Genomic DNA, 14,258 nt, shown 5'->3' on the forward strand with positions numbered 1-14,258 from the left:
AATAGTCATATTTATTATCACTAATTTTCACTAATTTGGCAAAATAGTTGTATTTGTATATAATTTAATTTACTTCATTAAGCATCATTAATACTTAATTAAATATAAATTCTATGCAATAAACTACAACAAAAACTCTGCTTTTAACCCTGTTTTTGCACTAAATTATAACTATAAATTATATTATTTTTAATAATTGTTGAGATATTTATATCATTCAAAAATTAATATAACTTAATATTTATATTTTCTTAATAATTAATTGAGAATTATTCCTATTTATCAACGATCTTGCAATAGTTTCAGCGATTTGGTAAAATTTCATAATCTAGGCGTAGTATGTCAACTTTATAACAATGCCAGAGCAAAATGTTGAAACCCTTTATTTATAAGTATTTGAGAAATAAAGAAAGTGAAGAAGATGAAAATATTAGGGAGTGATAGAGAATTTTTCGGAGAAATTTAGCAAAAATTAACAAAAAACTGATGTAGTTTTGTAAAGTGAACTTGAGGTTAGGTTGACAAAATAGACAATCTGTGTTATGGAAATCATCAAAACTTGACTTGTAATAGTAGGCTGATAATATCTTGCTGGTAAGTTTTTCTGGTAGCTTTTTCCATGGTCAATTCTTCCGTAGTGGCTAAAAAAGGGATTTTGTCTCCTTTCCATGCTCATCTATTTTGATTTGGCTAATCAATTTCTATGGATTAACAGAGGTAATGAAAAAAATACAAAATACAGCAGTTTCCGTTATTATGAGGTACAGATATTAATGATAAAACCCTTGTAACACAGGCATCTTGCTGTGTTCATAGTATACCTCATGTAGATGGAATGTGCTGTATCTCCATACCTCTGTTTTCTACATCTACTCTGACTTGGGTAATTTAGAGATAACTAAATTGGTAAATTCTTCCAAGGAAGTAATTGTCATCGTTGATATTACTTGCTCTAAAAAAGGTATATCATCAATTTGATTAATATTATTGATGAGACTTTCTGGAATATTACCAAACTTTACTTGTAATAGTTTGATAATATTATTTCTCTGAGTTGTTCTGGTGGCTTTTTCCATGGCCAATTCTTCAGTAGGGCTTAAAAAAGGCATTTTTGTCTCCTTTTCATACTCATCTATTTTGCTAATTAGTTTCTGTTGTAATTCCTTGGTTAATGACATCATTTTGTCAATGAATTTGAAGAGGTTTACTATGTCAACTTTATTTAAACCTCTGTCATATAAACTTCTAATTAAGTTCCATTTCCACTGCTCCCTCAGTGATAAGTTGCTAGTCGTAGCTTTAGTTTTTAAATGTGCCATTACTACTATAGCAAATATATTGTTACTTTGCTCTAGTTCTGACCACTGATAATCTATTAATTTGACTATATCAAACTTACAAGAAACTTCACTGTTTCCTAAACCGTATTGATAGGTATATGGTCGCCATTTTTGGTTTTCATCTCCTAAGATGGCTAAACTGATCACTGGTTTATGGTATAAGTCAAATGCTCGGTAATTATAGATAAACATTCTTTGGGGAAATTCTTTGTCATATTGACTTTGTATTTCTATGTGAATTAATATCCAAATTTCTATTTTATCTAATAACCACACTTGAAATAGTTTATCTGCATAGCGTTTTTCTGTGTGAGAGTTAGCGGTAATTTGTTCTAGTTCTTTATCTAGGGATATTGGGGTTTTACTCCAGTCTATTTTTTGATAAAGTCCTGGATAGAAGAATTTAATAAATGCTTCAAAATATTCTCCTATGGCTGCTTTCCATGTTTCGTCATAGTTGGCGGTTATTTCTGTCATTTTTACTTCAGGGTTTTTTAATGATGATTGATTTTTATTTTAAATGATACTGATGTATTAATTTCAAGTTTTATATTTTTTTAGGATTTTTTTAGGATTTTTGATAATTTTTAAATAGCGATCGCTATTCATGCAATTATTTATTTATGCAGAAAATTTAGTTTCTATAAATCATCAAAATGTTCTAAGGCTTCTCGAATTATTGGTAATATATCATCAGGACAAGGATATTTTCTCTGTTGACCTTGAGAACGATGATAAGATGGTTTTACTGGTAGTCCTAACTTTTCTTTAGCATCAGCTATCCAACAGCTTTTAACTATTCTTTGATGTTTATTTTTAATGTATTCCTGAAGTTGTTTGTAGGTAGCCATATTTAATTCTTATTTTATTAAAATTACATTTTGAATTATTTTGAATTATATGCTGATTACAAATTATTCTTTTTCTGCAAAAGTATCACTTAAAGGTTTAACAACTTTGGCGATCGCTTCTTGAATAAAAACTTTAATAAACTCATCTTTCTGATTAATTTTAAACTGTTCTTGTACCACTTCTGTCATTCCTCCATCTCCCCAGTCTTGATCATGACGAAAATATTCTATAAAACTTTTTCCGGCTATTCTTGTTAAATATGCTGCTGTTACTCCTTGTATTGCTTTCCCTACAATATAAGTGGCTACATTCAATTGTAATGCTGTAGATAATAATTGAATTGCTCCTTTGACAATTCCTAAACCTGCGATGGTTTTTCCTAATGATAATGCTAATTCTTTTCCTCTTTCTACATTCAAATCACAACCATAGACTCTACCAATTTCTACTACCATCTGCGCGTTTATAGCCGCAGTAGCTAATAAATCTACCATTGGTAATGGCGTTACTGAAACTACTCCCGCACCTATCCATTGATACCTTTCTACAATTTTGTCAGCTTGACGACGGCGTTGAGAATCTATCAGTTTACGCGCTTCTTCTCCTAATCGCAACGATTGTAATAATATATTATCTGCTACTAAATCTTCTCCTTCAGCCCGTAATATTACCGCCATTCTCCGTAACAATGGCATAATATCTGGTTCAGGCTGAAAAGGTTCACCAGTTTCTAATTGTGCTATTTGTGGGTTGGCAGCGATCGCTACTACATCATTTGTAGCAATAAATCCCCGTACTCTCTCCCGTAATCTGGCTAAAATTACTTCTTTATCGTTATCCGTGTATAAATCTGTCTTGTTAAGAATTAAGAGCGATCGCTTACCAATTTCTGCCAAACCCCGTAAAGGTTGATACTCAGATTTACGTAAATCATTATCTACCACAAATAATAACAAATCTGCTTGGGTTGCTAAAACCCTAGCTAATTCTTCCCTTTCCGTACCTGCTACCCCTGGTTCTAAAATTCCAGGAGTATCAGTAATTAAAATTTTCCGTTCTAAACCTTTTAAACGTAAACAATAAGTTTCACCTACTTGAGTTGTCCCCATTGGTGCATTTACTTCTCCTACTATGCGTCCCATAATTGCATTAACGAGAGAAGTTTTACCTGCGCTACCAGTACCAAATACTACAACCTGAATTTCACCTCTGGCTAAATTTGCCTCTATTTCTCTAGTACGACTAAGTAACGCTTGGCGTGTTACCTCGTCTTGAATTTGCGATACTTGTTGACGTACAGCTTCCAGGGTAGAAGATGCTGCATCTGACTTAGCCGCAGGAATTTGTGAAGGTTTAACTCTAGGGCGTTTACGGCGAGTTTTTTCTTCGCCATTTTTTAAAACTAGGACATAATAAACAAAGGCAGCAATTAAACAACCAATCAGTATAATTAGCAATAATAATAGTAAATTACCTAACAATGGAGAATAGGATAATTGCCAGTATAGCCGAGAGAGTGAATCTATCAGCCATAAGGTTAGCGCCAAAATGACAATCAAACCAATAATCAGTGTTACTATCCGAGATAAAGGCATGAATTATAGGGTTGCAATTCCTTGTAAATGAATCACGGTAATCACCCTAATCTAGCACAACAAGGTCGAAGTTTTGGGTTAATGTGAGTTAAAGTCTATAGGGTACTTTCATAATTTTGCATAATCGTTTTAGAACTTAGTAAAGAAAATGTAGCTAAATTCATACTGGTTCATCCACAAAGATCCCCGACTTCTTTAAGAAGTCGGGGATCTGAGTTAATTCCAGTTAATTAGCTTTGTTCTATTCAGCCTACAATTTTATGGCCTAATTTTATGGCATAATCAAGTTTTAAATCTGGAAATAAAGGAGAGAATATAGTATCTCCTAAACGATACTTTTCTTGTTGATATACATTCGCTGTGGTGTTAGTCTGATTATTAATAAAGAATAAACTTGTTATGAAATGCTAAAAAATGGAAATAAATTATTATCCCACCGCAAAACCTGTAAAGTGCCGTTTATAAGGAGCATGAAATCCTAAGACAATATCTTCTTTAGGCACACCAGCAGCCATTAATTCATTAGCAATACCAATTTCCGTACCATCTCTTTGTATCCAGATTTTATCATCTTTAATATCAACATGAATAATCACCCCATAAGTTCTAATTTGTTGTTTCCAACCAATATCTAAAACTTGATAATGATGACGTTGCGTATCAAATAGCAATTGAATTTCTGTACCATTAGCTATATCATTACGAGAATGATTACTTAAAATATCTTGAATAATTTGTGAGTAATTTATTCTTTCCATAAAACTATCTCCTGCTTGAAAGAATCAAAAATTAAAACCTTAATTTGATATTCTTTTAAAGATTCTTGGATAAATTGACGAGAGAAAAAATCTCGATATGTGTCTTCACTAATAGCTGAATACAAAACCCTTTCAGGTTGTTCTTTTTTTTTAATGCTAACCGATAATTGAGAGTTTGACCTAAAGCAAGATGAAATTCAGTTACTTCAGATGCACCTACAAAAGATTTCACTTCTACTGCTATTTGTTGACCTTGTTTTTGCGCTGCTAATAGTCTTTCTGCTCCTAAATCTATAAAAAATTCGATATCATCAATTTTAATATACAGTGGATCATGAGTAATGATCCAACCATCTTTTTCTAAAGCATTACGTACAGATTCATGAAATATATCTTTAGACGGCATAAGCAAACAATTAATTTAACATCAATAATTATATCTAAAATCTCTTTCAATCCCATAAAACATCAGTATCTATAACTAGCTTCATGAAATTATCTCAAAAATTCCCTTATCAGTGTAAACTGTTTGATTCTTTTGCATCAAATAAGAACGCAATGCACGGAATTTGCGTGTAAAAATGTAGTCCTCAAGAGCTTTAGCGACTAAACTATCAGCTTTATAATAACTCCCATCCATGCTATTTACAGAAAACACCGAATAGGTTATAGGTAATAGATTACAGATTATAGATTATCAATTAATCAATTATTTATTAATTATTCCCCTGATAAAACCCATGACAACCATCTCAGAAAGCCCATTTTCCCCCGCAGAAATCGCCGATGAAGGCATCAAACCCGAAGAATATACCGAAATCGTCCGCCGCTTAGGAAGACACCCCAATAAAGCGGAATTAGGGATGTTTGGCGTAATGTGGTCAGAACATTGTTGTTATAAAAATTCTCGTCCTTTATTAAAACAGTTCCCCACCACAGGTAAACGTATATTAGTTGGACCCGGAGAAAATGCCGGAGTTGTAGATATTGGTAATGGACTAAAATTAGCGTTTAAAATAGAATCTCATAACCATCCATCTGCCGTTGAACCCTTCCAAGGTGCAGCTACAGGAGTGGGAGGTATATTAAGAGATATTTTTACAATGGGGGCGCGTCCTATTGCGTTATTAAATTCTCTCCGATTTGGTGATTTAGAAGATCCGAAAACTCAAAGAATATTTACAGGAGTTGTAGCGGGTATAAGCCATTATGGCAATTGTGTGGGAGTACCCACGGTGGGAGGTGAGGTTTACTTTGACGCAGCCTATAGTGGAAATCCCTTAGTAAATGTCATGGCACTGGGATTAATGGAAACACCAGACATCGTAAAATCCGGCGCTTCCGGTTTTGGTAATCCTGTATTATATGTTGGTTCTACCACAGGCCGGGATGGTATGGGAGGAGCGAGTTTTGCTAGTGCGGAACTTTCTGATGCTTCAATGGACGATCGCCCAGCAGTGCAAGTAGGCGACCCTTTTATGGAAAAATCTCTAATTGAAGCCTGTTTAGAAGCATTCAAAACCGGGGCTGTAGTTGCTGCTCAAGATATGGGTGCTGCTGGTATCACTTGTTCTACCTCGGAAATGGCCGCTAAAGGTGGAGTAGGTATTGAATTTGACCTAGATCAAATTCCAGCGCGGGAGTCAGGAATGATACCTTATGAATACTTGCTTTCTGAATCTCAGGAAAGAATGTTATTTGTGGCACATAAAGGAAGAGAACAGGAATTAATTGATATTTTCCACCGTTGGGGATTACAAGCGGTAGTTGCAGGTACGGTAATAGCTGATCCTATCGTCAGAATACTGTTTAAAGGTCAGGTAGCGGCCGAAATTCCCGCCGATGCTTTAGCCGAAAATACGCCTTTATATGAAAGAGAACTCTTGACAGATTTACCAGAATATGTGAGAGAAGCTAGGGCTTGGACGGTGGAAAATTTACCAGCTTGCGATGTGACAGGGATTGAAACTGGGCGAATTTGGAAGAGTTGGAATGATATTTTATTGATTTTGTTGAATACTCCCACAATTGCTTCTAAAAGCTGGGTTTATCGTCAATATGATCATCAAGTGCAAAACAATACGGTTTTATTACCTGGTGGTGCGGATGCGGCTGTGGTGCGTTTACGTCCTTTGGAAGATACCCCCAATTTAACCACTAGCATTGAAAATCTTAATTCTGGTGTGGCTGCTACAGTAGATTGTAATTCTCGTTATGTCTATCTCGATCCTTTTGAGGGTGCTAAGGCTGTGGTGGCGGAAGCTGCGCGTAATCTTAGCTGTGTGGGGGCTGAACCTCTAGCTGTAACTGATAATTTGAATTTTGGCAGTCCTGAAAAACCTATCGGTTATTGGCAATTAGCCTCTGCTTGTCGGGGTTTAAGTATAGCTTGTCAAGAGTTTTCTACACCTGTCACTGGTGGGAATGTTTCCTTGTATAATGAAACTCTTGATTCTATGGGAAATCCTCAGCCTATTTATCCTACTCCTGTGGTGGGTATGGTGGGTTTAATTGAGGATTTAAGTAAAATCTGTGGTCAAGGTTGGCAAAATGCAGGTGATGTAATTTACCTGTTGGGCGTAACTGTGCAATCTAATAGAGAAAAGAATGAAGCTAGGATTGAATTAGGTGCATCTGAATATTTAGCGACAATTCATAATACTATTGCTGGACAACCTGGACGTATTGATTTTGATTTAGAACGTGCTGTACAAAAAGTTTGTCGTGAAGGTATCCGCGCTGGTTGGGTATTATCAGCCCATGATACGGCTGAAGGAGGATTAGCAGTAGCTTTAGCGGAATCTTGTCTCGCTGCTAAATTAGGTGCAGAGATTGATTTAGCCATTGGGGCCAATTATGATGGTAGATTTGATGAGGTATTATTTGCCGAAGGTGGTGCAAGAATTTTAGTTTCTGTAAGTGCAGAAAAACAACAAGTTTGGGAATCTTACTTGCAAGAACATTTAGGAGAAAACTGGCAAAAATTAGGTGTGGTTAGTCAGGAAGAAAAGGGTTTACAAGTTGCTACCAATGATCATCATTTGTTGATTAAGGTTAGTATTAAGGAAATGAGCGATCGCTATAATTTTGCTATCTCTAATCGTCTTGCCAGTTATAATAGGTAGAATGATAGATCCCGGACTTCTTGAAGAAGTCCGGGATCTGACTTCTGAAGATAGATGTGAAGAAATTACACAAGCGCTCTAAAATAACACTGTTAATCCTGAAAAAATTAGAAAATTTATTCTGTTTATGGTGCGTCAACGTTCTATTTTATCAATGCTTTTTGGTTTATTAGCAACCTTTTTGATTAGCTGTAGCAGTCCTACTGTAGCAACCGTAGCACCGTCTTATACACCTGCGGAAATTGCTAAAATCCAGGTATATGTTCCTGAAATTACAGTAGTACGCGATCGCGCATCTGAGTTAGAAAAACTAATTCAAAGCAGCGAATGGATCAAAGTTGGCAATTTTATTCATGGACCAATGGCAGAAGTTAGGTTAAATATGACCTATATTATTCCTAATCTTGCTGTTCAGGATCAAAGTAAAGCTAGACAAATTACTAAAGATTTATTAGGACATTTAGTAAAAGTTGATCAAGCTGCTACTGCTGGTAATAGTAGTCAAGCATTAGCAAACTATAAAGAAGCATTTGCAGATGTTGACAAATTCTTGAGTTTAGTTCCTAGTGCTAAGTAATTAGTAATCAGCATTCAGCTATCAGTAATTAGCTAATATCTGATTTTGATAACTTAATATCCTCAATTTATTTTACAAATTGGGGATTTTATTTATTATTAATTAGTATAAATTTAGGAATAATAAATGTAAAAATTCATAAGGCATAACCAAAATACAAAATACAACTTTATTCTTTCTTTATTCTAACTCCTTAAACTCCTGACTCCTAAATATTACCATGATTACCCTTTCTCCAGAACTTAAAAGTAGAATTTCCACACCTTTAAAAATTGGCTCATTTGAGGTGAAAAGCCGCGTTTTCCAGTCTCCTTTATCCGGTGTAACTGATTTGGTATTTCGGCGTTTAGTGCGGCGTTATGCACCAGAATCAATGATGTATACAGAAATGGTCAATGCGACTGGTTTACATTATGTCAAAGAGTTACCAAAAATTATGGAGGTAGATCCTCAAGAACGTCCAATTAGTATCCAATTATTTGATTGTCGTCCCGATTTTTTAGCAGAAGCAGCGATAAAAGCGGTGTCAGAAGGTGCGGATACTGTGGATATTAATATGGGATGTCCTGTGAATAAAATCACTAAAAATGGTGGAGGTTCTTCATTATTACGTCAACCAGAAATTGCAGAACAAATTGTCAGAGAAGTTGTCAAAGCTGTGGATGTTCCAGTAACAGTAAAAACTCGCATTGGTTGGAGTGAAAAAGAGATTACAATACTAGAATTTGCCAAAAGAATGGAAGATGCTGGTGCAAAAATGATTACAGTTCATGGACGCACTCGCGCACAAGGTTATAATGGTAATGCAAAATGGGAATGGATCGCAAAAGTCAAGGAAATTTTAACAATTCCCGTCATTGGAAATGGAGATATTTTCACAGTGGAAGCTGCGGTAAAATGTCTGGAAGAAACTGGTGCTGATGGGGTAATGTGTTCTCGTGGAACTTTAGGTTATCCTTTCTTAGTTGGAGAAGTTGATCACTTCTTAAAAACGGGAGAATTGTTATCTCCTCCTACCGCAATTCAACGTTTACAATGTGCGCGAGAACATTTCTTTGCTTTATGGGAATATAAGGGAGATAGGGGTATTCGTCAAGCCAGAAAACATTTAACATGGTATGCTAAAGGTTTCGTTGGTGCGGCTGACTTACGTGGTAAATTAAGTTTAGTGGAAACTGTCCAACAAGGTTTAGATTTAATTGATGCTGCTATTGAAAGAATAGCTAATGGTTATGAAATAGAAATAGAGGAAACAATCAGCTATTAGCTATCAGCTAATCATAAAAAACTGACTCTTGATAAGTTATCATCTGACTACTTTTAATGTTTGTAAACTACTATCTGCACAACCACTAATAAAACCCCCCATTTTATGAATATTTTGCAGATAATTTAAAGCCTCTTTCGTAATAATTTCCCCAGGTATTAATAGGGGTATTCCTGGAGGATAGGGACAAATTACTTCGGCACAAATTCGGTTTTCTGTTCTCTCTAAAGACAATGTTTCACTATTAGCAAAAAAAGCCTCGCGGGGAGAAATAGACATAATATGGGCTATTATATCATCGTGTCTATTTTTACACAGGTTGGTTTTCTTTGTCAAGGGGTAATTTTCGGCGAGATTAAACAGCGTTTGAATTAATTGGTAAATATCGTTTTCCGTGTTACCAATGCTAATAATAAATATCAGATTTTGTAAAGATGAAAATTCAGGAGTTACCCCCATTTCATTAATTATATCTTCGGCGGTAAAACCTGTAATTCCTAATTGAGAAACATTGACGGTTAACCGAGTTTTATCTAATGCAAAGAAACCAGAGTTGTGATTTTGACAAAGTTGTAAAATTGATAAACCGTCAATTTGATTAATTTCATTTCTCGCTATATTTGCTAATTCCAAGGTTTGAGAAAGGAGTTTTTCACCATGTATAGCCATTTGTTGACGTGCAGCGTCCAAAGATGCTAAAAGAATGAAACTAGGACTAGTAGATTGAACTAATTGCAAGGACTTATTCAGACGATCTATGTTAATTCTATTTCCTTGAATATGTAACATAGAAGATTGAGTCATTGATCCTAATGTTTTATGAATAGATTGTACAGTTAAATCAGCACCTAAAGATAAAGCGGAGTTAGGTAAATGTGGATGAAAATGAAAATGAGAACCATGGGCTTCATCTACTAATAAAGGCAGATGATATTTATGGGCAATTTCTGCAAGCGATCGCAAATTTCCACAAACACCATAATAACTAGGATAAACCATCAAAACAGCCTTAGCATCAGGATGTTTTAATAAAGTATCTTCTAATGATTGTGGAGTAATAGAATAAGCAACATCCAAATTACCATCATATTCAGGATTGATAAAAATAGGAACTGCACCGGAAAGAATTAAACCAGAAATTACCGAACTATGGACATTTCGTGGTAAAATAATCTGATCACCTGCATTACAAGTAGCGATAATTGCCGCTTGAATACCACAGGTAGAACCATTAACCAAAAACCAAGTTTTGTCAGCACCAAAAGCAGCAGCAGCTAATTCCTGTGCCTGTAAAATCGCATTTTCAGGAGTAAATAAATTATCTAATTCTGCCAATTCTGTTAAATCAGCACGAAATAAATTTTCACCTAATAAATCTGTTAAAATTGGTGATATTCCTGCACCGCGTTTATGTCCTGGGGTGTAAAATGGTGTATGAGGGCGGGTTTTACAGGCTTTTAAGGCATCTATAAGGGGAGTTTGGTTTTGATTGAGCATTTTGGTTAAAACCAAGGGTTTAGAGTTTGATGTAAAAATTGATAAATTATCGCATATAATTAACTAATCAACTATATTGAATTCTGATTAAACTGCTACCATGAATACATTTGGAAAACAAAGAGGTGTTGTTGCACATTCTTCAGCTACATCATACATAACTGTACAACCCCCAGATCCTGCAACTGAATTAAATACAATACAGCAAATTACTCAGGAACTTTTAAGAATTGATGAATTAATAAATAATTTAATTTGATACAATAAGGTATCATTGATAGTTGCTTTTCTCCTTTTTCAGATAGTCATATAATTGATGATTATCTGTTGATTCGCCATCAATAAGTGCTACAATATCTTAAACAACATAATTTAGTAAATATTCCTGGGATAGCCATTGATCATATAACCGAACATTATCCTCCAGATGTTAATATTATCGTCACAGATGCTTACTCAGGATTTAATGAAACTGATGACCTTAGATTCATTTTTACAAACCAAATGACCATAAAACGAACATGAAAAACACCAAAAAGCAATTATTCACCATCATTAAAATCATTGCTAGTATTCTTATTCCTAGCGCGATAGGTTTAGAAATATGGAATATTCAACTTATAATTAATCATCAAGAACTACCAATTCCTGATATATTAAACCCAATCTTAATATTTACTCATGTGGCTTTATTTGCCCATTTTATCGAAGGAATTATAGCTAGTATTTACGCACCAACCAAAAATAAACCAGCCATTAAATATGGCATTTATACATTTTTAGTAGGTACAGTTGGACTATTAGAACTGTGGGAAAATGATGTTTAGATAGTGATATTTAGTGATATTTAGATCCCGGACTTCTTTAAGAAGTCCGGGATCTTTAAGATATCATGGTTTACAAATCACCAAATTGAACTATCCTAATAATTGTCACTAACATCAAAAAACATCAAAAATGCTAAGAGCCGGAATTGTCGGACTTCCCAACGTAGGAAAATCTACATTATTTAATGCTGTAGTCGCTAATGCTAAAGCTGAAGCGGCTAACTTCCCCTTTTGTACCATTGAACCAAATGTTGGTATTGTCGCAGTACCGGACGAGCGGTTAAATATTCTGGCCAAAATTTATCCTTCAGAACAAATTGTACCAGCACGGGTAGAATTTGTGGATATTGCTGGGTTAGTAAAAGGAGCAAGTCAAGGAGAAGGTTTAGGTAATCAATTTTTATCACATATTCGTCAAGTTGATGCCATTGTTCATGTAGTGCGTTGTTTTGAAAATGATGATATTATCCATGTCGCTGGTTCTGTGGATCCAGTGCGAGATATTGAAATCATCAATTTAGAATTAGGTTTATCTGACTTAGCACAAATTGAAAGACGAATAGAAAGGACTCGAAAATTAGCACGCACTAGTAAAGACGCACAGTTAGAAATTGCTGTTTTAGAAAAACTTTCTGCGGCTTTAAATGAAGGAAAATCTGTACGTCAAGTCAGTTTAAATGAAGAAGAAAGTGTTATTATTAAAGGTTTAGAATTGCTGACTAATAAACCTATTATTTACGCGGCAAATGTTTCTGAAGATGATTTAGCCACTGGTAATGATTTTGTAGAGAAAGTGCGAGAAATTGCCTCTGGAGAAAATGCCCAAGTTGTCATAGTTTCAGCACAAGTGGAAGCGGAATTATTGGATTTATCTGAAGAAGATAAACTTGACTTTTTAGAGTCTTTAGGTGTAAAGGAAGGTGGTTTAAAATCCTTAATTCGTGCCACTTATACCCTGTTAGGTTTGCGGACTTATTTCACCTGTGGACCGAAAGAAACTCGCGCTTGGACTATTAATGCAGGTATGTCTGCTCCCCAAGCTGCGGGAGTCATTCATTCAGATTTTGAACGGGGTTTTATTCGTGCAGAAACGGTGGCGTATCATGATTTAATTACTCATGGTTCCATGAATGCTGCTAAGGAAAAAGGTTTAGTTAGGAGTGAAGGTAAGGAGTATATTGTGCAAGAAGGGGATGTAATGTTATTCCGTTTTAATGTTTAAATAGTTATCAGCTTTCAGTTTGTAGGACTATAACAAACAATAGCTACAAAAATTGAGCTTTTTTTGTTTAGCTGATAGATACGCCTGGAAATGAATTTCCACAGCTAATAACCAAAGTTTACTAAAGTAAACTAAATAATATCAAAATATCAAAAATTTTCCAGTTACTTTAGTCATCTAAAGATGACTTTTGCTGTGAGATACAGGAATTTATTTCCAGTCGGACTAGGGGTTTTACTGCTGATAGCTGATATCTGACTTCTAATACCTTCTACTCTAAATAACGAGGTCGTGCTTGCTTATTACACTCTAATTTATGCTGTAAATTGTGCCATTTTTCTTCGTCAATCATCTTTATAAATTCATCTAGTTTTTCCCTATACTGATGTAATGAATATAATAGTGCTTGACGATTATATTCTGCCATCATTACTCCTAATTCTGGGTTTCCTCCCCCCACTCTGCTGGTATCCCGAAACCCTGAACTGGCAAAATTTTCTGCTAGTTGGGCAATTTCTGGATCAGTTTCACTTAAGCAAGCTGCTATTAAGGACGCACTAACTATTACTGGTAAGTGAGATATCCAACTAACTGCGCGATCATGCTGCTCTGGTTGACAATAATATATATTTGCACCCAGCGATCGCACTATTTCCTCTACAATTGTTACTAAGTGATTAGGTGTTGTATCTGTCGGTGTTAATACGTAGGGACGATTAACAAATAAATGAGGTTCGGCTGCATCTATTCCTACCTCCGTTTTACCAGCCATAGGATGACCACCAAGAAAATTTTCCCATATTGGAGTGATGGCACTTACTATTGGTGTTTTTACTGAGCCTACATCGGTTATAATAGTGGATTTAGATAAATGAGAGGTTAACTCCTTGACTTGAGGCACAATAAGTCCTATGGGAGTACAAACAAATACTACTTCTGTAGATGCTAACAAACTCAAATCCTGACCAGCTTGATTGACAATACCAGCCGAGATGGCCTTTTGACAAGTTGACTCCTGACGACTTACTCCCACAACATTATACCCCTGTGAACGCAAATCAAAACCTAAACAACCACCAATTAACCCCAATCCTAAAATACCAATTTTCATGACCATACCCAACATTTAATATAATGAACATTTAATTTTACTTAATTTTCTAGTACCCAAAAAAGATTACATTTAATTAAGTTAAAT

12 protein-coding genes and 1 pseudogene are annotated in these 14,258 nt (G+C 35.0%); 6 read left to right on the top strand and 7 right to left on the bottom strand.

What is annotated here, in order from left to right; all coding sequences use genetic code 11:
* Positions 1–869: 869 nt before the first annotated feature.
* The 5 genes and pseudogenes from H6F32_RS14560 to H6F32_RS14580 all read right to left on the bottom strand — a co-directional run bounded on the left by H6F32_RS14560 (position 870) and on the right by H6F32_RS14580 (position 4,951).
* Positions 870–1,817, bottom strand: coding sequence for a hypothetical protein (locus tag H6F32_RS14560; protein WP_190370036.1), 948 nt, complete (start codon positions 1,815–1,817; stop codon positions 870–872).
* Between the two features lie 164 nt (positions 1,818–1,981).
* Positions 1,982–2,191 (bottom strand): hypothetical protein, encoded by a 210-nt coding sequence (locus tag H6F32_RS14565; protein ID WP_190370037.1) that lies wholly within the window; start codon positions 2,189–2,191, stop codon positions 1,982–1,984.
* A 63-nt stretch (positions 2,192–2,254) separates the two neighbouring features.
* On the bottom strand, positions 2,255–3,787 hold the full coding sequence (locus H6F32_RS14570; RefSeq protein ID WP_190370038.1) for a YcjF family protein: 1,533 nt from the start codon (positions 3,785–3,787) through the stop codon (positions 2,255–2,257).
* A 428-nt stretch (positions 3,788–4,215) separates the two neighbouring features.
* On the bottom strand, positions 4,216–4,545 hold the full coding sequence (locus H6F32_RS14575; protein ID WP_190370039.1) for a XisI protein: 330 nt from the start codon (positions 4,543–4,545) through the stop codon (positions 4,216–4,218).
* Positions 4,533–4,951, bottom strand: a pseudogene (locus H6F32_RS14580) (XisH family protein). The gene H6F32_RS14575 and the pseudogene H6F32_RS14580 overlap by 13 nt, the downstream one beginning before the upstream one ends.
* Before the next feature lie 334 nt (positions 4,952–5,285).
* Between H6F32_RS14580 and purL the strand changes: the two are divergent.
* The 3 genes from purL (at position 5,286) to dusB (ending at position 9,514) form a co-directional block, all read left to right on the top strand.
* Positions 5,286–7,670, top strand: a complete 2,385-nt coding sequence (gene purL / locus H6F32_RS14585) for a phosphoribosylformylglycinamidine synthase subunit PurL (RefSeq protein WP_190370040.1) — start codon at positions 5,286–5,288, stop codon at positions 7,668–7,670.
* 127 nt (positions 7,671–7,797) lie between these two features.
* Positions 7,798–8,247, top strand: coding sequence for a photosystem II protein PsbQ (psbQ, locus tag H6F32_RS14590; RefSeq protein WP_190370041.1), 450 nt, complete (start codon positions 7,798–7,800; stop codon positions 8,245–8,247).
* A 220-nt stretch (positions 8,248–8,467) separates the two neighbouring features.
* Positions 8,468–9,514, top strand: coding sequence for a tRNA dihydrouridine synthase DusB (gene dusB, locus H6F32_RS14595; protein ID WP_190370042.1), 1,047 nt, complete (start codon positions 8,468–8,470; stop codon positions 9,512–9,514).
* A 39-nt stretch (positions 9,515–9,553) separates the two neighbouring features.
* Here the strand turns inward: dusB and H6F32_RS14600 are convergent, their stop codons facing one another.
* Positions 9,554–11,011, bottom strand: coding sequence for an aminotransferase class I/II-fold pyridoxal phosphate-dependent enzyme (locus tag H6F32_RS14600; RefSeq protein ID WP_190370043.1), 1,458 nt, complete (start codon positions 11,009–11,011; stop codon positions 9,554–9,556).
* 100 nt (positions 11,012–11,111) lie between these two features.
* Here H6F32_RS14600 and H6F32_RS14605 point away from each other — a divergent pair, with 100 nt between their 5' ends.
* The 3 genes from H6F32_RS14605 (at position 11,112) to ychF (ending at position 13,060) form a co-directional block, all read left to right on the top strand.
* Positions 11,112–11,270, top strand: coding sequence for a hypothetical protein (locus H6F32_RS14605; protein ID WP_190370044.1), 159 nt, complete (start codon positions 11,112–11,114; stop codon positions 11,268–11,270).
* A 262-nt stretch (positions 11,271–11,532) separates the two neighbouring features.
* Positions 11,533–11,838 (top strand): hypothetical protein, encoded by a 306-nt coding sequence (locus H6F32_RS14610; protein WP_190370045.1) that lies wholly within the window; start codon positions 11,533–11,535, stop codon positions 11,836–11,838.
* Positions 11,839–11,968: 130 nt separating this feature from the next.
* Positions 11,969–13,060 carry a redox-regulated ATPase YchF gene (ychF, locus tag H6F32_RS14615; protein WP_190370046.1) on the top strand — a complete coding sequence of 364 codons (1,092 nt, stop codon included), beginning with the start codon at positions 11,969–11,971 and terminating at the stop codon, positions 13,058–13,060.
* Positions 13,061–13,331: 271 nt separating this feature from the next.
* On the opposite strand, the gene H6F32_RS14620 is transcribed toward ychF, so the two are convergent.
* Positions 13,332–14,171: a prephenate/arogenate dehydrogenase gene (locus tag H6F32_RS14620; protein ID WP_190370047.1), complete on the bottom strand. Its 840-nt coding sequence runs from the start codon at positions 14,169–14,171 to the stop codon at positions 13,332–13,334.
* Positions 14,172–14,258: the final 87 nt, after the last annotated feature.

The organism is Anabaena sp. FACHB-1237, assembly GCF_014696225.1.
Lineage (GTDB): Bacteria > Cyanobacteriota > Cyanobacteriia > Cyanobacteriales > Nostocaceae > FACHB-1237.

What these genes read in the sequence shown, in the direction of transcription:
- H6F32_RS14560 (WP_190370036.1), bottom strand. Translation starts at nt 1,817, where the DNA reads ATGACAGAAATAACCGCCAACTATGACGAAACATGGAAAGCAGCCATA.
- H6F32_RS14565 (WP_190370037.1), bottom strand. Translation starts at nt 2,191, where the DNA reads ATGGCTACCTACAAACAACTTCAGGAATACATTAAAAATAAACATCAA.
- H6F32_RS14570 (WP_190370038.1), bottom strand. Translation starts at nt 3,787, where the DNA reads ATGCCTTTATCTCGGATAGTAACACTGATTATTGGTTTGATTGTCATT.
- H6F32_RS14575 (WP_190370039.1), bottom strand. Translation starts at nt 4,545, where the DNA reads ATGGAAAGAATAAATTACTCACAAATTATTCAAGATATTTTAAGTAAT.
- purL (WP_190370040.1), top strand. Translation starts at nt 5,286, where the DNA reads ATGACAACCATCTCAGAAAGCCCATTTTCCCCCGCAGAAATCGCCGAT.
- psbQ (WP_190370041.1), top strand. Translation starts at nt 7,798, where the DNA reads ATGGTGCGTCAACGTTCTATTTTATCAATGCTTTTTGGTTTATTAGCA.
- dusB (WP_190370042.1), top strand. Translation starts at nt 8,468, where the DNA reads ATGATTACCCTTTCTCCAGAACTTAAAAGTAGAATTTCCACACCTTTA.
- H6F32_RS14600 (WP_190370043.1), bottom strand. Translation starts at nt 11,011, where the DNA reads ATGCTCAATCAAAACCAAACTCCCCTTATAGATGCCTTAAAAGCCTGT.
- H6F32_RS14605 (WP_190370044.1), top strand. Translation starts at nt 11,112, where the DNA reads ATGAATACATTTGGAAAACAAAGAGGTGTTGTTGCACATTCTTCAGCT.
- H6F32_RS14610 (WP_190370045.1), top strand. Translation starts at nt 11,533, where the DNA reads ATGAAAAACACCAAAAAGCAATTATTCACCATCATTAAAATCATTGCT.
- ychF (WP_190370046.1), top strand. Translation starts at nt 11,969, where the DNA reads ATGCTAAGAGCCGGAATTGTCGGACTTCCCAACGTAGGAAAATCTACA.
- H6F32_RS14620 (WP_190370047.1), bottom strand. Translation starts at nt 14,171, where the DNA reads ATGAAAATTGGTATTTTAGGATTGGGGTTAATTGGTGGTTGTTTAGGT.